The organism is Halomonas sp. GXIMD04776 (genome assembly GCF_049808615.1).
Lineage (GTDB): Bacteria > Pseudomonadota > Gammaproteobacteria > Pseudomonadales > Halomonadaceae > Modicisalibacter.
This window is the reverse complement of sequence record NZ_JBNCAN010000004.1, coordinates 29,306-54,754: the sequence shown is the minus strand read 5'-3', so window position 1 is coordinate 54,754 and position 25,449 is coordinate 29,306. Positions and strand designations below refer to the sequence as shown.

Here is a 25,449-nt window from a genome sequence, read left to right as displayed (position 1 = left end):
ACCATGATCGATAATGATCGCCTCATCGCCGCCCAGCCCCAGCAGGGCGAGGTGCGCGTGGACCATGCCATTCGTCCCCGGCGGCTGGCGGACTACATCGGCCAGCCCCGGGTGCGCGAGCAGCTCGACATCTTCATCACCGCGGCACGCGGTCGTGGTGATAGCCTCGATCATACGCTGGTGTTCGGCCCGCCGGGGCTGGGCAAGACGACACTGGCCAATATCATCGCCGAAGAAATGGGGGTCGACATCAAATCGACCTCCGGTCCGGTGCTCGAACGTGCCGGCGATCTGGCGGCGATGCTGACCAACCTGCAAGCCGGCGACGTACTCTTCATCGACGAGATCCATCGCCTGCCGGCAGCGGTGGAAGAAGTGCTGTATCCCGCCATGGAAGATTTCCAACTGGATATCGTCATCGGCGAGGGGCCTGCGGCCCGCTCGATCAAGCTCGATCTGCCGGAGTTCACCCTGGTGGGGGCGACGACCCGGGCAGGACTTCTCACATCACCGCTGCGCGATCGTTTCGGCATCGTGCAGCGGCTGGAGTTCTACGATATCGACGAACTCACCGAGATCGTTACCCGGTCGGCACGCTTGCTCGGTATCGAGGCCGAGCCTGGCGGTGCCGCCGAGGTCGCGCGACGCGCACGGGGGACGCCGCGCATCGCCAATCGGTTGTTGCGGCGTGTGCGCGATTACGCCCAGGTGCGTAGCGATGGACGTTTGACCGCGGCCATCGCGGATTCGGCACTCAACATGCTGCATGTGGATCGCCATGGTCTCGATCACATGGATCGCCGCCTGTTACTGACCATGATCGAGAAGTTCGATGGTGGCCCCGTGGGCGTGGATTCTCTTGCGGCGGCCATCAGCGAAGAGCGTGATACCATCGAGGACGTACTCGAACCCTATCTGATCCAACAGGGGTTCATGCTGCGCACTGCCCGGGGGCGCATGGTCACGCGTCAGGCATTTCTGCACTTCGGTATCCCATCCACCGAAGCGATTCCCGAGACGCATCCCGATGCCGCTCTTGATGACAACCTGGGGCTCAAACAATGAGTGCCTTCACGTTTCCGGTGCGTGTCTACATCGAGGATACCGATGCCGGGGGTATCGTCTATTACGTCAATTATCTCAAATACATGGAACGAGCCCGCAGTGAATGGCTCAGGCAGCATGGCCTGACACAGCAAGGCTTGTTCGACACCGGCATTCAACTGGTGGTACATCGCCTGGAATGCCGCTATGCCAAGCCTGCTCGGCTGGATGATGAACTGGACGTCAGTGTCGAGGTCGTCGACCGTTCGGCCTGCCGACTCAGCTTTCATCAGCAAGTCACCGCTCGAGGGGAACCCTTGTGCGATGCAAGCGTCGATATCGCCTGTGTGGAATCGACACGACTTAGACCCGTACGTTGGCCGCCGGCTTTGGCCACGGTCCTACGCGAATAAATCTATACCATTAGTCAGTGAGGACACCCGTGAACGACTCAATGTCCGTTATCCATTTGATGATCAATGCGAGTCTGGTCGTCCAGCTTGTCATGCTGCTGTTGCTGGCCGCCTCCATTGCATCCTGGATCGTGATCTTTCAGCGGGGCATCGTATTGCGCCGCGCCAAGCAGGGGCATCGCGCCTTCGAGGACCGCTTCTGGTCCGGCATCGATCTTAACGAGCTCTATCGCGAAACACCCCCCGAGCAGGAGTCCTTGGGCGCCGAACATATCTTTCGTGCCGGATTTCGTGAATTCAATCGTCTACTGCCCAAGACCAACAGCTCCCAGGCAGTGCTCGACGGCGTTCAGCGTGTCATGCGCGTGGCCTGGTCCCGGGAGGAAGAGCGCCTTAACCTGCATTTGACCTTTCTGGCCACGGTGGCCTCCGCCAGTCCTTATATTGGTTTGTTCGGAACGGTGTGGGGCATCATGGGCTCTTTCCAGAGTCTGTCCATGGCTCAGCAGGCAACACTCTCCACCGTCGCTCCGTGGATCGCCGAAGCGCTGGTTGCCACCGCCATGGGTCTTTTCGCCGCCATCCCCGCTGTTATCTTCTACAACCGACTTTCCGCCCAGTCCAATCGTCTGCTAGGGCAGTACGAGGACTTTGCCGAAGAATTTCACTCCATCCTGCATCGCAATCTGCAGGGCCGCGGTGAAAGCGAAGCGGCCTGAGGCGAACTTAGAGAGAATTGGGGGAAGAGCCAAGCCATGCACGGTCCATTCAACCGCGGTCCAAGCCGCAAGCCCATGGGCGAGATCAATGTCGTACCGTTCATCGACGTGATGCTGGTACTACTAGTGATCTTCATGATCACTGCGCCGATGCTGACTCAAGGGGTGCAGGTCGATCTGCCGAAAGTGACCTCTGAGCCCATCGATGCGATGGAGGATCGCGAACCGATCATTGTGTCAGTCAATCGAGAAGGTCAATATTTCATCTCACTGGGGGATGAAGAAACGGCGGTCTCCCTGGAGGACATCAGCAACAAGGTTATCGCCATCCTCGGTCGCCGCCCCGAGACTCCCGTGCTGGTACGCGGTGATCGTAATGTCGCCTATGGCCAGGTCGTGACACTGATGGGTACCCTGCAGACTGCTGGAGTGCCGAATGTCGGGCTTATCTCGGAACCGCCCCCAGGCGATAGTTGAGGAGGCGGGATGGCTAGACATGAAAAGCGAGTAGGTTATGGCCTGCCCACGCTACTTGCCATCGGCGTTCACGTAGTGGTGCTGCTGGTGACGGCCATGCGCTGGCCTGCCAGCGAACCCGAGGAAAGCAGCACGTCCATCGTTCAGGCGACCTTGGTCAGCACCGAGACCTCTACCGACCAGGCTCAGCGCGCCGAAGAGGCACGGGCTGCCGCGCAGCGAGCCGAGCAGGCCGAGCAGGAACAAGCTGCCAAGCGTCAGGCCGAACAAGAAGCTAAACAAGAGGTTGCCGAAGAACAAGCAGCGCAAGAACAAGCCGAGGCCCAGGCGGCTCGAGAAGCCGAGCAGCAAGCGCGAGAAGAGGCGCGCCAACAGGCCGAAGCCGAGGCGCAGCGTCGCGCACAGCAGGCGGAGAAAGCCGCGCAACAGCGGGAAGAACAGCGTCAGAAGCAGGCTCAACAGGAAGCCGAACGCAAGGCCGCCGCCGAGGCCGAACGCAAGAGAGAGGAAGAGGCCAAGCGCAAGGCCGCCGCCGAGGCCGAACGCAAGAAAGAGGAAGAGGCCAAGCGCAAGGCCGCCGCCGAGGCCGAACGCAAGAGAGAGGAAGAAGCCAAGCGTAAAGCCGCCGCAGAAGCCAAACGCAAAGCTGAGGAGGCTGCCGCCGCCGCAGAACGTGCCGCCCAATCGTCTCTCGATAACATGATTGCCGGGGAAGCCGAATCCATTGCCAACGCTCGACAGGCGGAAAAAGCGTCCAATAGCTTCATCAACCTGGTCCGAGGTGCAATCGAGCAGGCCTGGATCCTGCCTCCCACGAGTGGCGGGCAGCTACGTGCCACCGTCAGCATTCAGCTATTGCCCACCGGGGAGTTGGCCAACGCTACCATCAGTCAGAGTAGCGGTAACTCGGCTTTCGATCGGTCGGTACTACAAGCCGTGGAACGTGCGTCGCCGTTTCGTGAAATGCGTGATCTGCCTGCCTCGTCGCAGCGACAATTTCGTCAATTCAATTTGGATTTCAACCCTAAGGATGCCCGTCGATGAAACCCATATTCGCCATGCTGACGGCATTGTTGCTAATATTCAGCAGCCTTGCCAACGCCGATCTGACAATCGAGATCACCCAAGGCAGCGATCGTGCCGTGCCCATTGCAGTCGTACCCTTCGCCCAGCAAGGGCAAGCCAACCTGCCCGAGAATGTTGCTGAAATCGTGCGCAATGATCTGGAACACAGCGGTCAGTTCTCACCCTTGGCCAATAGCGCCCTGATCGCCAGGCCAAGCAGTAGCGAAGAGGTCAAGTATCGAGATTGGCGGGCCGTCGACAGCAACTATCTTGTCGTGGGGAAAATTACCCAGGAAGGTGGCGATTATCGTATCCAGTTCGAGCTGATGGACATCTATGGTGAGCGACGCATGCTGGGTGAAGTGGTCACCGTTGGTCGGAATCAACTGCGTTCGGCGGCACATTACATCAGCGACCAAGTCTTCGAGGCGGTGACCGGTATTCGCGGTGCCTTCTCGACCAAGATCGCGTATGTCACTGCTGAAGGTGCCGCCGACGGCCGGCGTTACGGTCTGCATATCGCCGATGCAGACGGGCATAATAGTCAGCAGATACTGACCTCCGATGAGCCCATCATGTCGCCTGCCTGGTCACCGGATGGTAACAAACTTGCCTACACATCATTTGAAACGGGTCGACCGGCCATTTACATCCAGAATCTGGCCAATAGTCAACGGGTGCAAGTAACGTCGTTCGAAGGTATCAATGGTGCGGCGACCTGGTCTCCGGATGGCCGCAAGCTGGCCATGTCACTTTCAAAAGATGGTCAGCCTGAGATCTACATCATGGACATCAGTGCGGGTAGTTTTCAACGCTTGACCAACAATTCGGCCATCGATACCGAGCCGGACTGGTCATCGGATGGTGAACATCTTCTATTCACTTCCGACCGTAGTGGCGGTCCTCAGTTGTATCGTTACGATCTATCCGGCGGAGAAGCCAAAAGAATCACTTATACCGGCAATTACAACTCGAGAGGGCGTTTCTCTCCGGTGGATGACAATATCTTCATGATTCATCGTGCCAGCGATGGTTACCATGTCGCGAAAAAGGATATGGACACGGATCGCCTGACGATCCTGACCGAATCACGTTGGGATGAGTCCCCTAGTGTTGCACCGAACGGGAGCATGATAATCTTCGCTACCCAGGAAGGTAACCGTGGTGTTCTGGGTGTAGTATCCGCGGATGGCAAAGCGTCCTATCGCTTGCCCGCCGCCCAGGGTGATGTGCGCGAACCCGCCTGGTCGCCATTCCTAAATTGAAGAATAAACTTGTCATTCTGGTTTCGAGCAAGGAGTTAATAATGCAATTCAAAACATACCTAAAGAGTCTCGTCGTCGTCATGGCACTCGTTTTCGTGGCGGGTTGTTCAAGTACCGGTGGTACCCAGGACGGCAGCATGGATGGTAGCGCCGGAGGTGCATCGGGGCAGGGAGCCACCACGGGTCAGACCAGTGGTACTGGAATGGGCCGAGGTCAAGGCATGCAGGGGCAGGGCCAAGGCATGCAGGGCCAAGGGCAGGGACGTGTTCCTGATCAGCGCACCATCTATTTCGACTATGATAAAGAAACCATTCGCCCTGAGTTCGAGTCTACACTAAATGCACATGCTCAATATCTGCGCGCCAATCCGAACACCCGTGTGGTGCTTCAGGGGCATGGCGACGAGCGCGGTACACGTGAATACAATCTGGGCTTGGGGGAGCGTCGCGCCAAGGCCGTTGAGCGGTATCTTGCAGTGCAAGGTGTGTCGGACTCCCAAATTGAAATTGTCAGCTACGGCGAAGAACGTCCTGCGGTCGATGGTCACTCCGAGGATGCCTACGCTCAGAATCGCCGCGTAGTCTTCGATTACTGAAGCATTGTCGAACAACAGGCAATGATTCTCTAAGCTTTGGCGGAGTCAATCATGAAACACGGTCTGAAGAGGCTGTGCGGCGCGGGAGCCCTGGTGCTCCCGCTGTCCGTAGGGGCCGCCCCAACGGTGCAGGATCTTTCGGCGGGGTCGAATAATTTCTATCAGAACACCCAGGCGCGGGAATCCTCCCCCGGTGCCAATCTGAGAATACTCAATCAGCTCCAGGAGAATGAACGCCAGATTCAGGAATTGCGCGGTCAGATCGAGGAGTTGCGCTACCAACTCGAACAACAGAAACAGCTTGCCCAGGAGCGCTATCTCGATCTCGAGCAACGTGTGGCACAAGGTGGTGGACAGGCCCCTCCGGCGACCAACGAACCTAGGGCTCAGACGTCATCAGAGAACCCGGGAACCGGCGGTCCCTCGAGAAGCAACCAGGAAAACGGTCAACAAGCTTACCAGGCGGCGTTTCAGAAGGTACAGTCGCGGGAGTTCGACGCCGCCATCGAGGATTTTGAGACATTCGTCAATGAGTATCCGGATTCGCCGTTACGTGCCAATGCCTATTACTGGCTAGGCGAGCTCTATTCCAGCCGCTCCGAGCTCGAACCTGCCGCTCAGTCATTCAATCGTGTCATCGAGGATTACCCACAAAGTAACAAGGTGCCCGATGCTCTATATAAACTGGGATTGCTAAAGGCGCGTCAGGGACAGCCGGACGCCAGCAAGAAACTGCTGGCTCGGGTGCGTCAAGAATATCCGCAAAGTAATGCCGCTAGTATGGCTGCGGACTTTTTGAATCAATCGGGGCTATGAAGACGCCCAGACAACGAATCGAGGAGTCGTGATGACGTGTAAGCTGGATTATCAGGCACCCGCCGACCTGCTAAAGGATAAGGTGGTCCTGGTGACAGGTGCCGGCGATGGTATCGGGCGCGCGGCAGCGCTTGCCTACGCCGGTCATGGTGCGACGGTGATCTTGCTTGGCCGCACCATCGCCAAACTCGAAAAGGTGTATGACGAAATCGAGCAGCAGGGCGGCCCGCAACCAGCGATCTTCCCGCTGAATTTCGAGGGCGCCACGCTCAAGGATTACCACGACATGTCCGAGACCCTCGAGAAGGAGTTCGGTCGGCTCGACGGCATCCTGCACAATGCAGGGTTGTTGGGGCGCATCACCCCTTTCGATCATTATAATCCCGAGTTATGGGAGCAGGTGATGCAGGTCAACATCAATGGCCCGATCTGGATGACCCAGGCGTTACTGCCGCTGCTCAAGGCGTCCTCGGATGCGTCGGTGATCTTTACCTCCTCGAGCGTTGGCCGCAAGGGGCGTGCCTATTGGGGGGCCTATTCGGTCTCGAAGTTCGCGACAGAAGGGTTCGTGGAGGTGCTGGCCGATGAACTCGATAATCTGACCTCGATCCGTGTCAACAGCCTCAATCCGGGCGCTACGCGGACTCAGATGCGCAAGACGGCATTTCCCGCAGAAGATCCTAACAATCTGCGCACCCCAGAGGAGATCATGCCCACCTATCTATGGTTGATGGGGCCGGATAGCCGTGGGCACAATGGCGAGCGCTTCGACGCGCAACCGCCCAGGAAGTGATCTAGCGCCGGTTGGTAATGACTAATGCAAACGCCTCCACTCAGGAGGCGTTTTCGTGGCACGCTCAGCGCGTTGATTCAAGCTTCAGCCTCAAGCAAGGCAGCCACGAGATCGATCGGTCGTTCAAACCATTGATCCGCATTCCAGCTCTGGCGATCTTCATCGTCATCGATGTAGCCATAGCCTACGGCAATTGCGCTCATGCCGGCGGCATGGGCAGCCTGCATATCGCGGATATGATCACCGATGTACCAGCAATCCTTTGCTTCTACATCGAGTTGACGCGCTGCCTCCCACAAAGGGTCCGGTGCCGGCTTCTTGACCGGCAGGTCATCGGCGCAGAGCAGTACGCCAGGCTGTAGTTCAAGCGCCTTGATCAATGGGGCTGCGTAAGCGCGGGGCTTATTGGTGACAATACCCCAGCCACGTGGTGGTTGAGCCCAGTCCTCGAGCAGGCGTTCCAACCCCTGAAACACTCGGCTCTCTATCGCGATACCTTGACCGTAGGCATCCAGAAGATAAGCCCGTGCGGCGGCATGCTCGGGATGGTTCTGTTCCAGGCCCAGGGCGAGGGTGACCAGGGCACTACCGCCATTCGAGACCTGGGGTCGGATCACCTCGAAGGGCAGCGCCTCGAGCCCGTGGTGATCGCGCAGTGCATTGGTCGCTCGCGCCAGATCCGGTGCGGTGTCGATCAGCGTGCCATCCAGATCGAAAAGCAAAGCCCGAGGAACGGCCAGAGAATGTACCCTCACAGCGCCTCCAGGGAACAATGCATCATGTAATTGACGGTGACGTCTCGTGGATTCAAACGATAATGCCGGGTGGCCGGGTTATAGGTCAGGCCGGTCTGTTCCCGCACGCGCAAACCAGTGGCGCGACACCAGCCGGAGAGTTCGGAGGGGCGGATGAACTTGCGATACTCATGGGTGCCCTTGGGCAGTAATCTCAGTACGTATTCAGCCCCCAGGATCGCGAATGCATAGGCCTTGGGATTACGATTGATGGTCGAGAAGAAGACGTGCCCGCCGGGTTTTACCAAGGTAGCGCAGGCGCGTACCACTGCAGCGGGGTCGGGTACGTGTTCGAGCATTTCCAGACAGGCAACCACATCGAACTCGCCCGGATGAGCGCTGGCCATTTCCTCGGCACTTGCCTGGCGATACAACACATTGGTGCCGGATTCCTGCTGATGCAGCCTGGCCACGGCCAGAGGTGCCTCACCCATGTCGATGCCGGTGACCACGGCACCGCGATGTGTCATCGCCTCGCTGAGAATACCGCCACCGCAGCCGACATCGATGACCTGCTTGCCCGCCAGGCCGGCGCGGCTGTCGATAAAATCCAGACGCAGTGGATTGATGTCGTGCAGGGGCTTGAAGTCGCCGTCTCTGTCCCACCATTGGCTGGCCAAGGCATCGAACTTGGCGATTTCGGACTGATCGACATTGCCGCGATGGTCTTCGCGCGCGTGTTGCACTGAATTCATGACGCCTCTCCTGGTTGGCTGGTGTTCACCATGGCCTGTTGATGACCGAGTACCCTGTGCGTGAGTTGATCCATATCGATATCGACGAGTTCACCATTGGTCACCCGGCGTTGACCACCCACCCAGACATGACTGACCTGACGGCTGTTCATGGCATAAACGATGGAGGACGCCGGGTTGTAGACCGGCAAGGTGTTGATGGCCTGCAAATCCACGGCGATGAGATCGGCTGCAAAGCCTTCGCGAAGCTGACCGATGCGATCACCCATTCCAAGGGCGCAAGCGCCATTTCGCGTGGCCATGGCCAGTGCCGCCATGGCGGGCAGGGCAGCGGCATCGCCGCTTACGCCCTTGGCCAGTAACGCAGCGCTCTTGAGCTCATCGAACATGTCCAGATCATTATTGCTGGCAGCGCCGTCGGTGCCCAGGGCCACATTGACACCTGCCTCCTGCAATCGTGCCACCGGACAGAACCCGCTGGCCAGCTTCAGATTGGATTGCGGACAATGAATCACGTGGGTGCCGCTTTCCCGCAGAATGGCCAGATCATCGTCATCGACCTGGGTCATATGCACCGCCTGGAAATGCGGCCCTAGCAGTCCCGCCTCGAATAGCCGTCTCAGTGGGCGTTTGCCGTATTGCCCCAGGCTCTGTTCGACTTCATCGGCGGTTTCGTGCACATGCATTTGAATCGATAGGCCAAGGCGTTCCCGCACCTTTCGTAGTTGCTGCAGGCTGTCGTCGCCTACCGTATAGGGCGCATGAGGCCCGAGGGCCAGGGTGATCGTGGAATGGTGGCGATAACGCTCGAGCAATGCCTCGGTGAGCTCGAGACCAGTACGAAAATCCCTCGCCCAGGGGGTTGGGAAATCGATCAATGGCGTGCACAGCTGCACCCGCATGGCAGCCTGTTCGAGAATCTCGCCGACCGCCTCCGGCGCCAGATACATGTCTGCAAAGGTCGTGGTGCCGGAGCGCAGCATCTCGGCCATCGCCAGCCGCGTGCCATCCGCGACGAAATCCGGGGAGATGTGTTTCGCCTCGGCAGGCCATATGTGCTCATTGAGCCAGGTCATTAAGGGCAGATCATCCGCATAGCCCCGCATCAGACTCATGCCGGCGTGGTTATGCGCGTTGACCAGGCCCGGCAGCAGGGCATGACGCTCGAGACGCAGCGTTTGTTTGGGAGTGACGTGCCTGCGCGCCTCGCCGGTTGGCCAGGGGCCTTGCAAACGGCCATCCTCGAAGGCGATGGCGTGCTCTTCGAGTAACGGCAGCCCCTCGCTCATTGGCAGGATCCAGCGGGCTTCGATCAGTAATTCGACCTCGCGGGGCGCGATGGATGGCATTACGAACCTCCTTCGGTATGATGCGTGGCATTCTACTATTTCTTGCCGCAGTTTGCGGGATCACCCCTCGATATCGTTCGATCTGTTCGGGAGCGGAAATGACGACAACCAGTATCGATCCCATCCGTTGGTGTGATGATGCGCTGGAACTGCTCGATCAGCGCGTCTTGCCCGAGCGCTACGAATGGCTGCGCGTACGCGACGCGGATGAAACCGCCCAGGCCATCACCTCGATGGTAGTGCGCGGCGCTCCGGCGATCGGGATCGCCGCGGCCTACGGTATGGTATTGGCGGCGCAACGATCCCCGGAGTCCGACTGGCCTACGCATCTGGAGGCGGCAATCCAGCGTCTCGCCGACTCTCGCCCAACGGCAGTCAATCTGTTCTGGGCGTTGTCGCGTATGCGTGCCGTGCTCGAGAGGCATCGCCATGAGCCACAGGCGCCGGGAGCCGCCTTGCTCAGGGTGGCACGGGACATCCATGCCCAGGATAAAACCGACAATCTCACCCTGGGCCGGTTAGGCAGCGAGTTGATCGCCCGGGATGGGCAGTGTAGCGTGATGACGCACTGCAATACGGGGGCATTGGCCACGGGCGGCTACGGCACCGCACTGGGAGTGATTCGCGCTGCCTGGGCTCAAGGGCTCATCACTCGCGTGCACGTCAACGAAACCCGGCCCTGGCTACAGGGCGCGCGACTGACCGCCTGGGAGCTTCATCAGGAGGGTATTCCAGCGGTATTGGCGGTGGATTCCGCGGCTTCGCTATTGATGGCTCAGGGTGAGATCGGCTGGCTGATCGTCGGCGCGGATCGCATCGCCGCCAATGGCGATGTCGCCAACAAGATCGGGACCTATGCACTGGCGGTGCAGGCGCGTCATCACGGCGTCAAGGTGATGGTGGTCGCGCCGTCGAGTACCTTCGATCTCGCGCTGGAGAGCGGGGCGGCCATTCCCATCGAAACTCGTGATGCACGAGAGCTCACGCACCAGGGCGAGCGCCGCGTAGCACCGGAAGGCATCGAGATATTCAATCCGGTGTTCGATATCACCCCCGCAACGCTGATCGATGCCATCGTTTGTGAGCATGGCGTGATCAAAACACCAGAACATGGCAGCATTGAACGTTTGCTGGGATGACTTCAGAATTCGCGATCCTTACCCATGGTCAATGGGCGGGTCATTCATTTTATTCATTCATCATGCAGGAGGGACCCCATGATTCGTAAAGCCGTCCTACCCGTTGCCGGGCTCGGCACCCGCTGTTTGCCGGCCTCCAAGGCCATTCCCAAGGAAATGATCACGATCGTCGACAAGCCGGTCATCCAGTACGTGGTCGAAGAAGCGGTCGAGGCAGGCATCAAGGAAATCGTGCTGGTGACACACTCCAGCAAAAGCGCCATCGAAAATCACTTCGACAAGCATTTCGAGCTTGAAACCACGCTCGAAGCCAAGGGCAAGCAGGAGCTGCTCGATGAACTGCGTAACATCATTCCCGATGACGTCAGCATCATCAGTGTGCGCCAACCGGAGGCGCTGGGCCTGGGACACGCCATTCTTTGCGCGCGCCCGGTAATCGGCGACAACGAGCCCTTCGCCGTACTTCTTCCAGACGTCCTGGTAGACGGCGAGGGACTTGCAAGCAACGACCTGGCGGGCATGATCGAGGCCTTCGATGCCGAGGGCAATGCCCAGATCATGGTCGAGAACGTGCCGCGGGACATGGTGCATAAATACGGCATCGTCGCGCTGGAAGGCGATACGCCGGCGCCGGGCAAGAGCGCGCCGATTATCGGCATGGTCGAAAAGCCCGATGTGGAAAAGGCGCCCTCCACCCTGGCCGTGATCGGCCGTTACCTTCTGCCCGGGGCGATATTCCCGCTGCTTGCCGATACGCCTCCCGGCGCCGGCAACGAGATTCAGCTGACCGACGCCATCGATAGACTGCGCAAGGACAGCAATGTCGCCGCTTACCGCATGCAGGGGGCAACCTACGATTGTGGTCATCAGCTTGGCTATCTCGAGGCGACCCTGATCCTGGCCAAGCGCCATCCCAAGTTCGGCAAAGGCTTCAACGAACTGCTTCAGCGCTACGCCAACGAGGGCTGAATTGATGCGTATCATCGTACATGGCAGTGAGCTGGCTGCCGCCGTCGCCTCAGCGGCGTTATCCTCGGTCGGTCATCAGGTAACCTGGTACCCGCATCCCGATACCCCTTGGGAGCAGCTCCGGGAAGCCCAGTGGTTGAGCCGCGAGCCCGTGGTCATGGACCAACTCGAAGAGAGTTGCAGCTCCGGCGCTCTCAAACTCGTCGATACAGTGTCCGCCTTCACGGAGGCGGACGTCGTCTGGCTAGCCTTGGCGCCGGACCAACGCGAGGCCGCCGAACACTTTATCGACGAGATCGCGGAGCACCAGACATCTCCCTTGGTTGTAGTGAACAATTCCATGTTCCCGATCGGTCAGACCGAAGCATTGGAAGGGTTGCTGCGGCATGCCTCACAGGTAGCGGTCATGCTGCCCGACATGATCGAGGAGGGGCGCGCCTGGCAGGTGTTCACACGGCCCTCGCGCTGGTTGCTGGGGTGCGAGAACGATTGGGCGGAACGTCAGGTACGCGAGCTGTTGCGGGCATTCAACCGACGTGCCGAGAACATCCAGCGTATGCCGCGCCGCGCCGCCGAACTGACCAAACTGGCCATCAATGGCATGCTGGCGACCCGTATCAGTTACATGAACGAGGTCGCGGGATTGGCGGATTCACTCGGCGTTGACGTGGAGCATGTGCGCAAAGGCATGGGCGCGGATAGCCGAATCGGCTACGAGTATCTTTACCCGGGCTGCGGTTTTGGAGGGCCCAATTTTTCTCGGGATCTGATGCGGCTCGCCGATGTTCAGGTAGCGACCGGTCGTGAATCGTATCTTCTCGAGCAGGTGCTCGACATCAACGAGCACAAGAAGGAGACGCTGTTTCGTAAGCTGTGGGGGCATTTTCATGGCCAACTGGAAGGGCGCACCGTGGCCATCTGGGGCGCGGCGTTCAAGCCCGGCACGGCGCGTATCGATCATGCTCCGGTGTTGACCTTGTTGCGTGCCTTGTGGGCCCAGGGCGTGCATGTGCGCTTGCATGATCCGGCCGCCTTGCCCGCGGTGCGAGCCGCGGTGGGAGAGCACCCTTTGCTGACACTATGCGCCAACAATCCTTATGATGCCTGCGAAGGGGCCGATGCCCTGATGCTGGTCACCGAATGGAAGCCTTACTGGAATCCGGATTGGCGCCGTCTCAAAGAGATGCTGGGGGCCAAGTTGATTCTGGATGGGCGCAACATCTACGATCCAAGCTACGTCGCTGCGCGAGGGCTGGTTTATCGCGGTATCGGCCGTCGCGCAGACCCCTGATCGGTCGGCACGCTTGCTGACGGGGCTGATTGGATGACCTGTCTGACTGAAACGACTACGCCCCGCGATGCGGGGCGTAGTGCATTCCAATATAGGAGAATGAGCCGAAGAATTCGACCCAGACGACTATCAATTTTAGTTCTCAGCTGTAGTTCTGGGCAACGAAGTCCCAGTTGATCACATTCCACACTGCTTCCAGATACTTCGGGCGTGCATTGCGATAATCGATGTAATACGCATGTTCCCACACATCGATGGTGAGAAGCGGTGTCTTGCCATGAGCAATGGGGGTATCCGCATCGTCGGTGTTGAGGATATCGACACCACCGTCGTCGGTCTTGATCAACCAGGTCCAGCCGGACCCGAAATTGCCCGCGGCCTTGGCATTGAACTCCTCCTTGAACTTGTCGAAAGAGCCAAACTTCGCGTTGATGGCGTCACCCAGGGCACCGGAGGGCTCGCCACCACCATTGGGAGACAGGCAGTGCCAATAGAAGGTGTGGTTCCAGACCTGTGCCGCCTGATTGAACAAGCCGCCTGAGGCGGACTTGATGATCTCTTCGAGAGATTTGTTGGCGTCTTCGGTGCCATCGGTCAGATCATTGAGCTTGGTTACATAAGCCTGGTGATGCTTGCCATAGTGATACTCCAGCGTTTCCGCGGAGATATGCGGTTCCAGTGCATTTTTTTCATATGGCAGGGCAGGTAATTCGAATGCCATTGGTTAGCTCCTTTTTTAATCACCGTGGAATACAGCACTTGATAGAAAACCTTAGGATACCAAGCATCTGCGAACGTGGTGTCGTATCATCTTAGCAGTCCGTTGCCTGCACGCCAATTGCGCTGTTGGTCTGCAGGCTTCCAGGCAGTAAAGCTTCACATAGCTTTTCCTGCTCGGTTGTTTGAACGCTTTGGATAATCGGATAAATAGATAGCTTAGACAGATCATTTGGCTAGATAGTTTAGGAGAGCTCATGAATCGCTCGAATGAGCCGCAACTGACCACGCCGATCGTACCGGAGCCCGACGGCGAGACGGTGACTCGGCATCGCTCACCCTCGCGGCATCGGCGTCGCGCCAAGACGGGCGCTCTGTGGCTGATCTGCCTCGTCCTGTTGGCAGCGTTGGTGACCATGGGTGTCTATTACTGGTTCGACCGTCAAGAGTGGCAAGCCAAACAGCGCAACCTCGATGGCCAGTTGTCCAATCTGCATGCACGCTTCGATAGCCTGGACGATAGTCAGCAAAGCAATGAGCTCGAAACGCAACTCAGCGAGTTGACATCGAAACAGCAATCTCTTGATAAGCGCCAGCAGGAGCTGACAACGCTTTTGCAAACGTTGCAGGAGCGCACCGGTAATGCCGACCCAGAGGCGATGGCGGAGCGACTCGATACTGCCAAGCAGGAGCGTGATACGCTTTCGGCAACGCTCGATGCGATGGGTCGCTCGTTGACCATACTGGAACAGAGCGGAGACAAGGCACGGGCGGCAATCGAAACGCAAATGAAAGACGCGGACGAGGCGCGCGACGATATCGACCAACGCCTGCAAACCCTGGCCGGAACCATTGGTCGACTCGAGAATCAAACCCAGGCATTATCTGAACAAGAGTTCGACAAGACTTTGACAACACTGCAAGATCAGATGGAGGGTGTTGCATCCCGGATCGAGGCGCTGGAAAAGCAGGCACAGCAGCAGCAGACACGCTTCGATGAATTGAATGCCGTCATTGAATCCAATCGATCCAGCCTCAGGGAGTTGCGTCAAGGGCAGCTTGCACTGAGTGCCAGTGTGGAAAATCTCCGCACACGCATAGAATAATCAGCTATAGACAGGAGAAGGAGCAAAGGAAATGCACGGGCCTCATGCAATGATATCGCTCGAACGACCCCATCACCGCGCCGTTTCCATGCCTAGGATTTCACCGCTTTGGCTTCTGGGAGCAGACTGATCGCCTATGGGCACGCCACCTATCAAACAACCACTGATTCTGTTGGTACTGCTGTCCTGTAGCGCCTCGACGCAGGCACTCGACACGGAAATCACCGGTGTGGAGGGGGAGGTCGCCGAGAACGTCACCAATTACCTGGCCGAACTCGATGCCAGCGAATACGATCGCAATCGGCTCGAAGCAGAGATTACGCAGCGTGCAAACGAGGCGCTCAAGGCGTTTGGCTATTATGAGCCGCAGTTCGATATCACCCTGCAACATGAAGAGGTGGAGGGTGAAGATAAGATCGAGCAGGCAACCATCGCCATCAAGCCAGGTCCTCGAGTGAAGATCACCGTCCTCGATGTCGGCCTGCTCAACGATGCCAAGGACGATGAGGCTTTTCAGCAAGCGCTCGATAGCATGTCACTGAAGGAAGGCCAGCCGTTACGCCATGACCGCTACGATAGCCTGCGCAGCAAGCTCTCAACCCTGTCACTGGAACGCGGTTATTTCGACTCACGCTTTGTCGATCACCGCATGGAGGTACGCCCCTGGGAGGAGAGTGCCCGCATCTACCTGACCCTCGATAGCGGCGAACGTCATGTGTTCGGCAACATCGACTATCGTGGCAGCCAGATCAAGGAATCGCGTCTGCGCAACATGCTGAATTTCGAGCCGGGCGATCCTTACCTCGCCGGTGATCTGGCCGAATACAATCAGCGTCTGGGGGAGACCGGCTGGTTTCGAAGTATCGCGGTACGCCCGCGGCTGCAGCAGGGCGCGGATACCATTGCTCAGGCACAACGCAACTGGTGGGAAGCCGTGGACCGCCAGTCTAAGACGTCCCCCACCCCATCTCCGGCGCCCACCCTGCTTGCAGGCGACGCCATCAATGCGGCAGTACGAGCCGGGAGCGAGCGTCCACCTCGGGTGCCCATCGACATTACGCTGATTCCGGCCGATGAGGATCAATTCGAGGTAGGTATCGGCTATGCCACGGATGTGGGGCCGCGCACCCAGTTTTCCTGGGAGCAGCCCTGGCTCAATGAGGACGGCGACAGTCTCAATCATAATCTGTATCTGTCGGGCCCGGAGCAGGAGTTCAGTGGCGAATATCTGATGCCGCTGGAGAATCCGTTGCGTGATCGCTACGAACTTCTCTACGGGCTCAAGAGTCGCGATCTCGAGGATACTCAAAGTACTGAAGCCTCGATAGAGTTCGCCCGTCGGTGGCGCTTCGACAACGATTGGATACAGCGCGTGTTTTTCCGCACCACCTACGAGGATTATACCCAGGCGGATCAGGAGGATCAGGTACTGCTCTATTATCCGGGCGTCAGCTGGACGCGCACTCGGACTCGCAACCCGCGTTTTCCCACCTGGGGGGATCGCCAGCGCCTCACGTTGGAAGTATCCGATGAGATATGGGGCTCTGGTGCATCATTCGTGCGAACCACCTTCGATACACAATGGATTCGTATGTGGGGAAACAATACGCGTTTTGTGGGACGCGCCGGTGTCGGAGCCATGAGCACCGACGATTTCTCGAAAATACCGCCGTCACTGCGCTTCTTTGCCGGGGGCGATCAAAGCGTTCGCGGCTACAGCTACGAAAGTCTTGCACCGGAAAACGAAGATGGTGATCTGTTGGGGGGGCAACAATTGTTGACCGCCAGCCTCGAAGCCCAGCGCCGTGTCACTGGAGACTGGTGGGGAGCGACCTTCGTCGATACCGGCAACGCCTTCAACGATTGGTGGCCAGAGGATCTGGCCACTGGGGCAGGGCTTGGTGTGCGCTGGATCTCTCCGGTGGGGCCGATTCGCTTCGATGTCGCGCACCCCTTCGATAGCGACGACTCCTTCCGGCTGCATTTCGCCATAGGACCCGAGTTTTGATTTTTCCCTTACTTCGTCTACTGCTGTGGTTGCCGTTGTGGTTGCTGGGGTTGTTGCTTTTCATTCTAGGGCTGGCCTTGTCGCCCTGGGGCACCCACTGGTTGATATCCCAGGCCGAAAATCGCAACTTTTTACAGGTGGAAAGCGTCAGCGGGTCGCCGCTGGATCAATTGACCCTGACCGGACTGGAACTCAGTGCCGGTCCCGCTCAGGTTCAGATAGGCCGGCTGCACCTGACCTGGGCCGAGGACTGTCTGTTTGACGGCAAGTTGTGTCTGGATGCTCTGCAGCTTGCCGATGTCGATGTTCGTATCACGCAAAGCGATACCGCCGAACCGGCGCCGCCTCCGGAGACATCGGAGAAAGGGGGACTGCCCTCGATCGTACTGCCGTTTCCCATTGAATTACGCGCCATCGAACTGCGCAATGTGGATGTGCGTCTGGCCGATGGCACACGCTTGACCTGGCAACGTTTTACCACCGGCGCCAGGCTTGCCGGTCATTCCATGACCTTGTTGCCGACACGCCTGGTCGATAGTGAATTACGCCTGCCGGTCTCGCCGGGTCAGGCCTTGGCGATGAGCGATACGCCCGTCGGCGATGCCTCCGCCGAGAACGATCAGGCCGGGCCGTCTCTGCCTGGGAAGCGCCTGACAAGCGAGGCGATCGACGCCGCCAATGGTGTTGTCGCCAGCGATTCTCAACAGGCATCGACGGAAGGATCGTCGGCTGACCAACCCGCAAAAACGGACACTCGCCCGCTGGAAGAACGCGAACGTCTGACATTGCCGGACATCGATCTGCCCATGAACGTCAACGTCCCGAGTCTGGTGGTCGAGGAGTTTCGCATCACCGGCCCCACCGAGCAGACCGTCGAGCGCCTGGCCATCAGTTTGCAGGGCCGTGATCATGAGGTGCGTCTTGCCAGCCTGGCCCTGGTCTCGACGGCCGCGGATGCCGAGCTTTCCGCAGACGTCACGCTGCAGGGCGATTATCCCCTCGGGCTCAATCTTGATGCGCGTATTCATCAACAGCCTCTGAGTGGCGAACGCCTTCAGTTGATCCTCGATGGCAGCCTGGCGAGTCTGTCTGCCAACCTGAAGGCCTCTGGACCACTGACAGCCCAATTGAAGGCCCAGGCCGATGTACTGGCGCCAACACGGCCTTTCGATATCGCGCTGAATGCCGAGCGTCTGGAATGGCCGCTGCCCCAACCGACTAAAGAACCTCAACCGGCTCAGGAAAACCGGGACAAGTCGAGCCAGGAAGCGCCACCCCCGAAAGACAACGACGATGCTACGTCTTCATCGTCAACCGAGAAGGAGCCGACTGCGCAACCCTCTCCCGATAGCTATGTGGTTCAGGATCTCGTGTTCAAGGCCGGGGGGAATTTGAACGCCTATGACGCGGCTATCTCAGCCGCCGTTTCGGGTTCCGCGCTTCCGGAAGAAGTGCAAGTTGCGTTGCAGGGCGAGGGCGACCTGCAGCGCTTTGCCTGGACCCCCCTTGCGCTTTCTACCGGTAGCGGCGCCTTGATCAGTCGTGGCGAGGCACGCTGGGCACCGAATGTGGACGTCAATGCCTCGCTGCATCTGGATGATTTTTCGCTGGATGCATTGACCGATGCGATCAGCGGTCGGCTTGGTGGCGACGCCCAGACACATTTTGCACTGAACGAGGAGGGGGGTTGGCAGCTAGAGATCCCTTCGCTCGATATCGAGGGTACCTTGCAGGAGCGCCCGTTGTCCTTGAGCGCCCGCCTCGACGGCAACAGCGATATGCGCTGGAACATCGAGCAATTGCGTTTGCGGCAAGGGGAGAACCGCCTGACGGCCAAGGGCCATATCGCGGAGCGCATGGACCTTTCCGGCGAGATCGATGCTCCGGCCCTGGAAACCCTGCTGCCGGAGCTGGGCGGACGCATCCAGAGCCGTTTCTCCGTCGCTGGAACCTTTGAAGCCCCGCAACTCGATCTCAGCCTGGATGCCGATGGCCTGCGTTATGCGCAGAACTCGCTGGAGAGTTTACAGCTCACTGCCGATATCGAAGGGCTGGACGATCCTGCTCTCGATGTCACTCTGGATATCAGCGGTGTCGACGCGGCAGGGCAGCGCTTCTCCGATATCGGCCTCACCCTGGATGGACGATTGTCGGATCATCAGCTCGACTTTTCCGCCGATGCGGCGCAAGGGATGCCGCTATCCCGTGCCTCGCTTGCGTTACAGGGCGGGATCAATGCCGCTCGCGATCGCTACAAGGGGCGTCTCGCCGCACTGGAAGTGGATAGCGAGCAGGCGGATCTGCGCCTTGAAGACGCCATGGCCTTCACCGCTAACCTGACCGCCGGTAGCGTCGAGGTGTCGCCATTCTGCCTGGTACGCCGCCAGGGCGGACGTCTGTGTGCCACTGAGACCCTCAAGGCGTCCGCAGAGCGAGGTGATGCCTCGCTCGAGTTGAGCGATTTTCCCATGGAGATGCTCTCCGCGGCGCTGCCAAAAAACTGGACTGCCCAGGGCCAGACCAACGGGCAGTTCGATCTCGGCTGGGCGCCTGGTGGACGCTGGTCGGCACAAGCCGAGGTGCAAAGCCGTCTTGCCATCGACGGACGCGATGCCTTCGGCCAGCCCTGGTCGGTGCCGACCGCCTCGCTTGATGCGTCCCTCGACGCCAGCGATTCCAGGGCACAACTGGAAACCCGTCTGAACCTCGAACAAGCCGGTGCACTGCAGCTCGACCTTCAGATCGACGACCCCACCGGTCAGGCGGCGCTCGATGGGCGTCTTCGTATCGATGATATTCGCCTGGCACCTTATCGACGACTTACGACGGCTCTGGAACAGCTCGAGGGCACGCTCAATGCCAATATCGGACTCGCCGGCACCTTGAAAGAGCCGAGTCTCGAAGGGGATGTGCGTCTGGATGAGCTGCGTGCTCAGGGTAGCGACATACCGGTAGCGGTCCGTGATGGCCGACTCAGTGTTCAATTGCAGGGCGACAATGCCGACCTCGAGGGATTCGTCCAAGCGGAACAAGGGCGCATCGACCTTGCCGGCATGGCCAGTTGGCCAACGCCGCAGGAATGGCAGGCGGAAATATCTCTGGACGGTACCGATGATCCTGTCCTGGTCGCGCTACCGGATTTCGGACGTCTGCGCGTGGCACCGGATCTCGAGGTTCGCGCCACCCCCGAATTATTGCGTATCGGCGGCGAAGTACGCATACCCTGGGGGCGCTTGAGCATTGCGGGTTCACCGCCGTCAGCGGTCGCGCCAAGCTCCGATGAGGTGATCATCACCCGCGAAGATGAAGCGGAAGCCAAGCGCAAGGCCAAAGAGGCCGCCGAACAAGCCGGTCAACAGGCCGGAGAGGCCACCTCGCAAGCGCTGAACGAGGCGGGCATGCAACTCGATGTGGAGGTCGAACTGATCCTGGGGCCGGACGTACAGCTCGAGGCCTATGGCCTGGAGACCGCATTGAACGGTACGCTGGAGGTGCGCCAGGATAGTGGCCCGGTGCAGCTGTTCGGCGACGTCAATCTGGAAGACGGTCGATATCAGGCGTTCGGTCAGGACCTGCTCATTCGACGCGGCCAGGTGCTGTTCAGCGGACCTGCCTCGCAGCCACGGCTACAATTCGAGGCGATTCGCAATCCGGAGGTCACGGAGGACAATGTGATTGCGGGGCTGCGTGTGACCGGGCCGGCGGAACAGCCGCGTTTGAGCATCTTTTCCGAGCCTGCCATGGATGAGAGCCGGGCGCTTTCCTATCTGTTGCGAGGCCGCGCACCGGACGATTCCGGAGCCGGAGCCGACAGTGCGCTGACCTCGGCACTGATCGGGCTATCCCTGTCGCGTACAGGCAATGCCGTGGGCCAGGTGGGGCAAGCCTTCGGTATCAACGACCTGACGTTGGACACTGCGGGCAGCGGTGATGACAGTCAGGTGGTGGTGAGCGGTTATCTGTTCGATGACCTCAAGGTGAGTTACGGTGTGGGTATATTTTCACCCATCGCTGAATTGACCTTGCGCTACAAATTGCTTCAGAACCTGTACGTTCAAGCAGTCTCTGGCGCCGCCCAGGCGGTCGACCTGATCTATACCTTCAGTCTTGGGCGCAGCGAGGCACCCCGTTGAGAAATACCGTTCATCGTCACTATGCTGTTTTCGTCATCGCCAATATTTGAAAGGAGTGTTTGCAATGTGGACACGTAACAGCAACAAGGAGCAGTTGCCTTCCGCCGAAGAGGCCTTGCCGGGGCGTGAAACGCCTCTGTCCATCTCGGGAAGGCATCTGGTCAGCGAGCGCTCTCTGATACCCCCTTTTCCCGCTGGCCATGAGGAGATCGTGTTCGGATTGGGATGTTTCTGGGGAGCGGAACGCTTGTTTTGGAAACTCCCCGGGGTTCATGTCACGGCGGCGGGCTATGCCGGTGGTATCACGCCCAATCCCACCTACGAGGAAGTCTGTACCGGCCGCACCGGCCATGCAGAGGTGGTCAGGGTGGTCTATGATCCCGGCGAAATCGGTCTGGCAACGTTGCTGCAAGCCTTCTGGGAAGCTCACGACCCGACCCAAGGGATGCGTCAGGGCAATGATACCGGCAGTCAGTACCGTTCAACGATCTATACGACCAGTGATACACAGCAACGCCAGGCGCTCGAGAGTCGTGACAAATACCAACAGGCGCTGAAGAATGCTGATCGTGGAGCCATTACCACGGAAATCAAGCCTCTGGACGTTTTCTACTACGCCGAGGAGTATCACCAGCAGTACCTGGCACGCAATCCTAATGGCTATTGCGGACTCAAGGGCACCGGGGTTGGCTGCACCCTGTCTTGAACGCGTCTCTTCAATACGCTCAGGATCGGCTGGCCAAGCGTTTGAGCGGGTGCGGTATCGTCATCCAGTCCTGCAACTGACGAGCTACGCGTCGGGCAAGCCAGGAGTTCAATCGCCCCTGACGAGCCTCGACGAAACCAACATGTCCTCCCTGATCGGCGATCTCCAAGCGCACGGCATCACTTGGAGCAGGCAGGCGCTCGATTAGATTGGCGGGCATGAAGGGGTCGTCGGCAGCGTGCAGTATCAATGTCGGCAATTCGATTTCCTTCAGTAAATGCCCTGCGGAGGCCCGTCGATAATAATCGTTCGCCGATGTAAAACCATGCAAGGGAGCCGTTACCTGATTATCGTAAGCCCATAAGCTGTCAAGTCGCTTCAATTGTTCAGGTGTAAGCTCGATCGGCAGGGGGGTAACCCTCATCTTGGCGGCAATCTTGCGGCGCAGGGAGTCGAGCAGATGTTGCTGGTAGAGGCGCGCAAAGCCACGGTCGAGTGCATCGGCACTGGCGGCCAGATCCAGCGGAGCACTGATGGCGATGGCACCTGCCAGATCGAGCCCGTCGCCGCCTTGCTCCGCTACCAGCTTGACCAGCATGTTGCCCCCAGTGATACGCCGGCAGCGACCTTGATGGCGTGCGGATAACGCTTGGCGAGCTGGCCGATGAGCCAGTAGGCATCCGCGGTATCTCCCGAGTGATAAGCCCGGGGCAACCGATTGAGCGCCTGACCGCAACCGCGGAAATGCATCAGCACGGCTCGCCATCCCAAGGCGGTGGCCGCCGACAGAAGATCCCGAGCATAGGGCGAGTCGAAAGAGCCTTCCAATCCGTGAAACAGGACGAATACAGGGGCATCATGACGTTTGGGCGCAGGACGCGCCCAAGCGAGTTCGACGAAATCACCATCCGGCAAATCGAGAATTTCCGTATCGCGCTCAAGTGGCGTCAGGGATCGCAGACGAGGCAATAACGTCTGTACATGACGATTACCCAACCCCCGCGGCGCGCGGAAATCAGCAGAAACGACGGTACGGGACATGACAACCTCTTGAAATCTCGCTTTCAAGTATGCCTGCGCCTCTCAAGCATAGTTGCCATAATTGCACAGGACAGCGCGACCCTTCGCGTGATGTTGAACTCAATCGTTATCCGGTACCGGTTCGAAGCGATCGACACGGTAGAGTTGTGGCACCTGGTCGAGTCCACTGATCGTACAGCCAAGTTCGGTGACCAGACCATCGCTCAAGCCATAAACCCAGCCATGCAACGACAATGACTGGCCGCGCAGCCAGGCGCGCTGGACGATCTTGGTATGCGCCAGGGTATGCACCTGACTTTCGACATTGAGCTCGCACATGCGATCGATTTGCTGCTTGAGCGGCAATCCCTCGAGTTCGCCGCGGTGACGACTGTAGAGCTCTCGCACCGAATGCAGCCAGAAGTCGACCATGCCGTTCTCTCCACCGGTGATGGCGGCTCGAACCCCCCCGCAGCCGTAGTGTCCCACGATCATGATGTGCTTGACCTCCAGTACATCGACGGCGAACTGCACCACTGATAGAGCGTTCATGTCATTGTGGTACAGAATATTGGCCACGTTGCGATGCACAAAGACCTCGCCCGGCGGCAGATCGATGATCTGATTGGCCGGTACCCGGCTATCAGAACAGCCGATCCATAAGTAGTCGGGGTTCTGCTGCTGGGACAAGCGAGAAAAGAACTCGGGGTCATGTTCGCGCATGGCCTTTGACCAGGCTTGATTCTGCTCGAGTAGTCTTTCGATATCATTCACGATTCTTTTCCTCAGGGGCTTATCGAACTCGAACTTTTACCCTTAGCCATAGGCTGGGTCAATCGGTCGTATTACTCCCGGACGACGCGCTTGACTGGTATCATCGCCACAACTCAAGACAGGAGAGCAATCAACGTGGCTGAGTACGATTATGACTTGTTCGTCATCGGGGCGGGTTCCGGCGGTGTGCGTGCAGCACGCACCGCAGCCGCCACCGGTGCACGCGTCGCTATCGCCGAGGATCGCTATCTAGGCGGGACCTGCGTCAACGTCGGCTGTGTCCCCAAGAAACTCTACTCCTATGCAGCGCATTTTCATGAGGCCTTCGAAGATAGCGCCGGCTTTGGTTGGCAATTGCCGCAACCGGCCCAGTTCGACTGGGCGACGCTGCGAGACAACAAGATCAAGGAGATCAAACGTCTCAATGGTATCTATGGACGTTTGCTCGAAGGCGCTAATGTTCGCTTGATCAATGGCCGTGCGCGGATCGTCGACGCGAATCGCGTGGAAATAGCCGGCGAGACTATCAGCTCAGCCAAGATTCTCGTGGCGGTGGGCGGCTGGCCCTGGATTCCGGATTTCCCCGGTAAAGAGTATGCGCTGAGTTCCAATGAGGTGTTCGATCTCGAGACCTTTCCTAAACGATTTCTGGTACTGGGTGGGGGGTATATCGCTGTCGAGTTCGCCAGTATCTTCAATGGTCTGGGCAGCGAGTCTCACCTCATCTACCGCGGCGAATTGTTCCTGCGTGGTTTCGATCATGAAATACGCGAGTTCACCCGCGACGAAATGATGAAGAAGGGCGTCAATCTGCATTTCGAGACCACCATCGAGTCCGTCGAAAAGCAAAGCGACGATTCCTTGAAGGTCACCCTGACAAACGGTGAAACGCTGGAGGTCGACGCGCTCTTGTCTGCGACCGGTCGACGACCGCATCTGCAAGGGCTCGGCCTGGATGAGCTCGATGTCGAACTGAACCCGGATGGCACGCTCAAGGTCAATGATCGCTTCGAGACCTCGACACCCTCCATTCTGGCGCTGGGTGATGTCACCGGCGCGCCTGAACTCACCCCCGTCGCCTTGGCCGAGGCGATGCAAATGACGCGTCTTCATTTCGCCGATGAGCAAGTGCCCGCACTGGATTATCAGAACATCGCCACCGCCGTGTTCTGTCATCCCAACATAGGCACCGTCGGGCTTTCCGAAGAGGCCGCCCGGGCCGAGTTTGAGGCAATACGCGTCTATACGGCGGACTTCCGCCCCATGAAGCATACGCTGTCAGGCAGTGACGAGCGCTGTCTCATGAAATTGATCGTCGATGATGCCAGTGACCGGGTGGTGGGGGCCCACATGGTCGGCGAAGAGGCGGGGGAGTTGATCCAGGGGATTGCCATTGCCGTGCGGGCTAAATTGACCAAGGCGGATTTTGACGCCACGGTGGGTATTCATCCTACCGGGGCAGAAGAGTTCGTGACCATGAGAACCCCAACCCGTTGTTGATACGCTCATGGCCGCCGCCAAAGCCGTTCACTCAGAGCCGTCTTGGAAGGACGGCTTTTT

The 25,449-nt window shown here is 58.8% G+C and carries 24 protein-coding genes; 17 read left to right on the top strand and 7 right to left on the bottom strand.

Annotated features, from left to right (window positions below):
* Positions 1 to 3 precede the first annotated feature (3 nt).
* From ruvB to ACPF7Z_RS03515, 9 genes are read left to right on the top strand one after another with little or no spacing between them, the layout of a single operon-like run.
* A complete protein-coding gene (gene ruvB / locus ACPF7Z_RS03555) occupies positions 4 to 1,065 on the top strand; it encodes a Holliday junction branch migration DNA helicase RuvB (RefSeq protein ID WP_425191791.1) in 1,062 nt (353 codons plus the stop codon).
* A complete protein-coding gene (ybgC, locus tag ACPF7Z_RS03550) occupies positions 1,062 to 1,457 on the top strand; it encodes a tol-pal system-associated acyl-CoA thioesterase (protein ID WP_425191790.1) in 396 nt (131 codons plus the stop codon). Before ruvB ends, ybgC begins: the two co-directional genes overlap by 4 nt.
* 29 nt (positions 1,458 to 1,486) lie before the next feature.
* Complete coding sequence (gene tolQ / locus ACPF7Z_RS03545) at positions 1,487 to 2,176, top strand: protein TolQ (protein WP_425191789.1); 690 nt, start codon at positions 1,487 to 1,489, stop codon at positions 2,174 to 2,176.
* A 36-nt stretch (positions 2,177 to 2,212) separates the two neighbouring features.
* Positions 2,213 to 2,653 carry a protein TolR gene (gene tolR / locus ACPF7Z_RS03540; RefSeq protein ID WP_425191788.1) on the top strand — a complete coding sequence of 147 codons (441 nt, stop codon included), beginning with the start codon at positions 2,213 to 2,215 and terminating at the stop codon, positions 2,651 to 2,653.
* Positions 2,654 to 2,662: 9 nt separating this feature from the next.
* Positions 2,663 to 3,697, top strand: coding sequence for a cell envelope integrity protein TolA (gene tolA / locus ACPF7Z_RS03535; protein ID WP_425191786.1), 1,035 nt, complete (start codon positions 2,663 to 2,665; stop codon positions 3,695 to 3,697).
* A complete protein-coding gene (tolB, locus tag ACPF7Z_RS03530) occupies positions 3,694 to 4,983 on the top strand; it encodes a Tol-Pal system beta propeller repeat protein TolB (protein ID WP_425191785.1) in 1,290 nt (429 codons plus the stop codon). The genes tolA and tolB overlap by 4 nt, the downstream gene beginning before the upstream one ends.
* Before the next feature lie 41 nt (positions 4,984 to 5,024).
* The gene (pal, locus tag ACPF7Z_RS03525) at positions 5,025 to 5,579 is read left to right on the top strand and encodes a peptidoglycan-associated lipoprotein Pal (RefSeq protein WP_425191784.1); all 555 of its coding nucleotides are present in this window, start codon (positions 5,025 to 5,027) and stop codon (positions 5,577 to 5,579) included.
* Between the two features lie 51 nt (positions 5,580 to 5,630).
* Positions 5,631 to 6,395, top strand: coding sequence for a tol-pal system protein YbgF (ybgF, locus tag ACPF7Z_RS03520; RefSeq protein ID WP_425191783.1), 765 nt, complete (start codon positions 5,631 to 5,633; stop codon positions 6,393 to 6,395).
* 31 nt (positions 6,396 to 6,426) lie between these two features.
* Complete coding sequence (locus tag ACPF7Z_RS03515) at positions 6,427 to 7,188, top strand: YciK family oxidoreductase (RefSeq protein ID WP_425191782.1); 762 nt, start codon at positions 6,427 to 6,429, stop codon at positions 7,186 to 7,188.
* 77 nt (positions 7,189 to 7,265) lie between these two features.
* On the opposite strand, the gene ACPF7Z_RS03510 is transcribed toward ACPF7Z_RS03515, so the two are convergent.
* The 3 genes from ACPF7Z_RS03510 to ACPF7Z_RS03500 are packed head-to-tail and all read right to left on the bottom strand — an operon-like array spanning position 7,266 to position 10,026.
* Entirely contained in the window at positions 7,266 to 7,943 is a 678-nt protein-coding gene (locus ACPF7Z_RS03510; RefSeq protein ID WP_425191781.1) for an HAD family hydrolase, read from the bottom strand.
* Positions 7,940 to 8,677: a bifunctional 2-polyprenyl-6-hydroxyphenol methylase/3-demethylubiquinol 3-O-methyltransferase UbiG gene (ubiG, locus tag ACPF7Z_RS03505; protein ID WP_425191780.1), complete on the bottom strand. Its 738-nt coding sequence runs from the start codon at positions 8,675 to 8,677 to the stop codon at positions 7,940 to 7,942. The genes ACPF7Z_RS03510 and ubiG overlap by 4 nt, the downstream gene beginning before the upstream one ends.
* The gene (locus tag ACPF7Z_RS03500) at positions 8,674 to 10,026 is read right to left on the bottom strand and encodes a TRZ/ATZ family hydrolase (RefSeq protein WP_425191779.1); all 1,353 of its coding nucleotides are present in this window, start codon (positions 10,024 to 10,026) and stop codon (positions 8,674 to 8,676) included. Before ACPF7Z_RS03500 ends, ubiG begins: the two co-directional genes overlap by 4 nt.
* Before the next feature lie 98 nt (positions 10,027 to 10,124).
* Between ACPF7Z_RS03500 and mtnA the strand changes: the two genes are divergently transcribed.
* From mtnA to ACPF7Z_RS03485, 3 genes are all read left to right on the top strand, one after another.
* On the top strand, positions 10,125 to 11,165 hold the full coding sequence (mtnA, locus tag ACPF7Z_RS03495) for an S-methyl-5-thioribose-1-phosphate isomerase (RefSeq protein ID WP_425191778.1): 1,041 nt from the start codon (positions 10,125 to 10,127) through the stop codon (positions 11,163 to 11,165).
* 78 nt (positions 11,166 to 11,243) lie between these two features.
* On the top strand, positions 11,244 to 12,134 hold the full coding sequence (gene galU / locus ACPF7Z_RS03490) for a UTP--glucose-1-phosphate uridylyltransferase GalU (RefSeq protein WP_425191777.1): 891 nt from the start codon (positions 11,244 to 11,246) through the stop codon (positions 12,132 to 12,134).
* A 4-nt stretch (positions 12,135 to 12,138) separates the two neighbouring features.
* A complete protein-coding gene (locus ACPF7Z_RS03485; protein ID WP_425191776.1) occupies positions 12,139 to 13,425 on the top strand; it encodes a nucleotide sugar dehydrogenase in 1,287 nt (428 codons plus the stop codon).
* A gap of 142 nt (positions 13,426 to 13,567) precedes the next feature.
* Here the strand turns inward: ACPF7Z_RS03485 and ACPF7Z_RS03480 are convergent, their stop codons facing one another.
* Entirely contained in the window at positions 13,568 to 14,146 is a 579-nt protein-coding gene (locus ACPF7Z_RS03480; RefSeq protein WP_425191775.1) for a superoxide dismutase, read from the bottom strand.
* 253 nt (positions 14,147 to 14,399) lie between these two features.
* Between ACPF7Z_RS03480 and ACPF7Z_RS03475 the strand changes: the two genes are divergently transcribed.
* From ACPF7Z_RS03475 to msrA, 4 genes are all read left to right on the top strand, one after another.
* Positions 14,400 to 15,248, top strand: a complete 849-nt coding sequence (locus ACPF7Z_RS03475; RefSeq protein ID WP_425191774.1) for a hypothetical protein — start codon at positions 14,400 to 14,402, stop codon at positions 15,246 to 15,248.
* 136 nt (positions 15,249 to 15,384) lie between these two features.
* The gene (locus ACPF7Z_RS03470) at positions 15,385 to 17,256 is read left to right on the top strand and encodes an autotransporter assembly complex protein TamA (protein WP_425191773.1); all 1,872 of its coding nucleotides are present in this window, start codon (positions 15,385 to 15,387) and stop codon (positions 17,254 to 17,256) included.
* Positions 17,253 to 21,389 carry a translocation/assembly module TamB domain-containing protein gene (locus tag ACPF7Z_RS03465; RefSeq protein WP_425191772.1) on the top strand — a complete coding sequence of 1,379 codons (4,137 nt, stop codon included), beginning with the start codon at positions 17,253 to 17,255 and terminating at the stop codon, positions 21,387 to 21,389. The genes ACPF7Z_RS03470 and ACPF7Z_RS03465 overlap by 4 nt, the downstream gene beginning before the upstream one ends.
* 64 nt (positions 21,390 to 21,453) lie before the next feature.
* Complete coding sequence (msrA, locus tag ACPF7Z_RS03460) at positions 21,454 to 22,095, top strand: peptide-methionine (S)-S-oxide reductase MsrA (RefSeq protein WP_425191771.1); 642 nt, start codon at positions 21,454 to 21,456, stop codon at positions 22,093 to 22,095.
* A 19-nt stretch (positions 22,096 to 22,114) separates the two neighbouring features.
* Here the strand turns inward: msrA and ACPF7Z_RS03455 are convergent, their stop codons facing one another.
* From ACPF7Z_RS03455 to can, 3 genes are all read right to left on the bottom strand, one after another.
* Positions 22,115 to 22,693, bottom strand: coding sequence for a YheT family hydrolase (locus tag ACPF7Z_RS03455; RefSeq protein WP_425191770.1), 579 nt, complete (start codon positions 22,691 to 22,693; stop codon positions 22,115 to 22,117).
* Positions 22,675 to 23,136, bottom strand: a complete 462-nt coding sequence (locus ACPF7Z_RS03450; RefSeq protein ID WP_425191769.1) for an alpha/beta fold hydrolase — start codon at positions 23,134 to 23,136, stop codon at positions 22,675 to 22,677. The genes ACPF7Z_RS03455 and ACPF7Z_RS03450 overlap by 19 nt, the downstream gene beginning before the upstream one ends.
* 99 nt (positions 23,137 to 23,235) lie before the next feature.
* Complete coding sequence (gene can / locus ACPF7Z_RS03445; protein ID WP_425191933.1) at positions 23,236 to 23,892, bottom strand: carbonate dehydratase; 657 nt, start codon at positions 23,890 to 23,892, stop codon at positions 23,236 to 23,238.
* Positions 23,893 to 24,024: 132 nt separating this feature from the next.
* On the opposite strand from can, the gene gorA reads away from it, so the two are divergent.
* A complete protein-coding gene (gene gorA / locus ACPF7Z_RS03440; protein WP_425191768.1) occupies positions 24,025 to 25,389 on the top strand; it encodes a glutathione-disulfide reductase in 1,365 nt (454 codons plus the stop codon).
* Positions 25,390 to 25,449: the final 60 nt, after the last annotated feature.

Coding starts and splice junctions, on each gene's coding strand:
- tolB (WP_425191785.1), top strand. CDS start 3,694: ATGAAACCCATATTCGCCATGCTGACGGCATTGTTGCTAATATTCAGC.
- mtnA (WP_425191778.1), top strand. CDS start 10,125: ATGACGACAACCAGTATCGATCCCATCCGTTGGTGTGATGATGCGCTG.
- ACPF7Z_RS03480 (WP_425191775.1), bottom strand. CDS start 14,146: ATGGCATTCGAATTACCTGCCCTGCCATATGAAAAAAATGCACTGGAA.
- pal (WP_425191784.1), top strand. CDS start 5,025: ATGCAATTCAAAACATACCTAAAGAGTCTCGTCGTCGTCATGGCACTC.
- ACPF7Z_RS03475 (WP_425191774.1), top strand. CDS start 14,400: ATGAATCGCTCGAATGAGCCGCAACTGACCACGCCGATCGTACCGGAG.
- ACPF7Z_RS03455 (WP_425191770.1), bottom strand. CDS start 22,693: ATGCTGGTCAAGCTGGTAGCGGAGCAAGGCGGCGACGGGCTCGATCTG.
- tolR (WP_425191788.1), top strand. CDS start 2,213: ATGCACGGTCCATTCAACCGCGGTCCAAGCCGCAAGCCCATGGGCGAG.
- tolA (WP_425191786.1), top strand. CDS start 2,663: ATGGCTAGACATGAAAAGCGAGTAGGTTATGGCCTGCCCACGCTACTT.
- galU (WP_425191777.1), top strand. CDS start 11,244: ATGATTCGTAAAGCCGTCCTACCCGTTGCCGGGCTCGGCACCCGCTGT.
- ACPF7Z_RS03450 (WP_425191769.1), bottom strand. CDS start 23,136: ATGTCCCGTACCGTCGTTTCTGCTGATTTCCGCGCGCCGCGGGGGTTG.
- ybgC (WP_425191790.1), top strand. CDS start 1,062: ATGAGTGCCTTCACGTTTCCGGTGCGTGTCTACATCGAGGATACCGAT.
- ubiG (WP_425191780.1), bottom strand. CDS start 8,677: ATGAATTCAGTGCAACACGCGCGCGAAGACCATCGCGGCAATGTCGAT.
- ACPF7Z_RS03515 (WP_425191782.1), top strand. CDS start 6,427: ATGACGTGTAAGCTGGATTATCAGGCACCCGCCGACCTGCTAAAGGAT.
- ACPF7Z_RS03485 (WP_425191776.1), top strand. CDS start 12,139: ATGCGTATCATCGTACATGGCAGTGAGCTGGCTGCCGCCGTCGCCTCA.
- ybgF (WP_425191783.1), top strand. CDS start 5,631: ATGAAACACGGTCTGAAGAGGCTGTGCGGCGCGGGAGCCCTGGTGCTC.
- ACPF7Z_RS03500 (WP_425191779.1), bottom strand. CDS start 10,026: ATGCCATCCATCGCGCCCCGCGAGGTCGAATTACTGATCGAAGCCCGC.
- ruvB (WP_425191791.1), top strand. CDS start 4: ATGATCGATAATGATCGCCTCATCGCCGCCCAGCCCCAGCAGGGCGAG.
- msrA (WP_425191771.1), top strand. CDS start 21,454: ATGTGGACACGTAACAGCAACAAGGAGCAGTTGCCTTCCGCCGAAGAG.
- ACPF7Z_RS03470 (WP_425191773.1), top strand. CDS start 15,385: ATGGGCACGCCACCTATCAAACAACCACTGATTCTGTTGGTACTGCTG.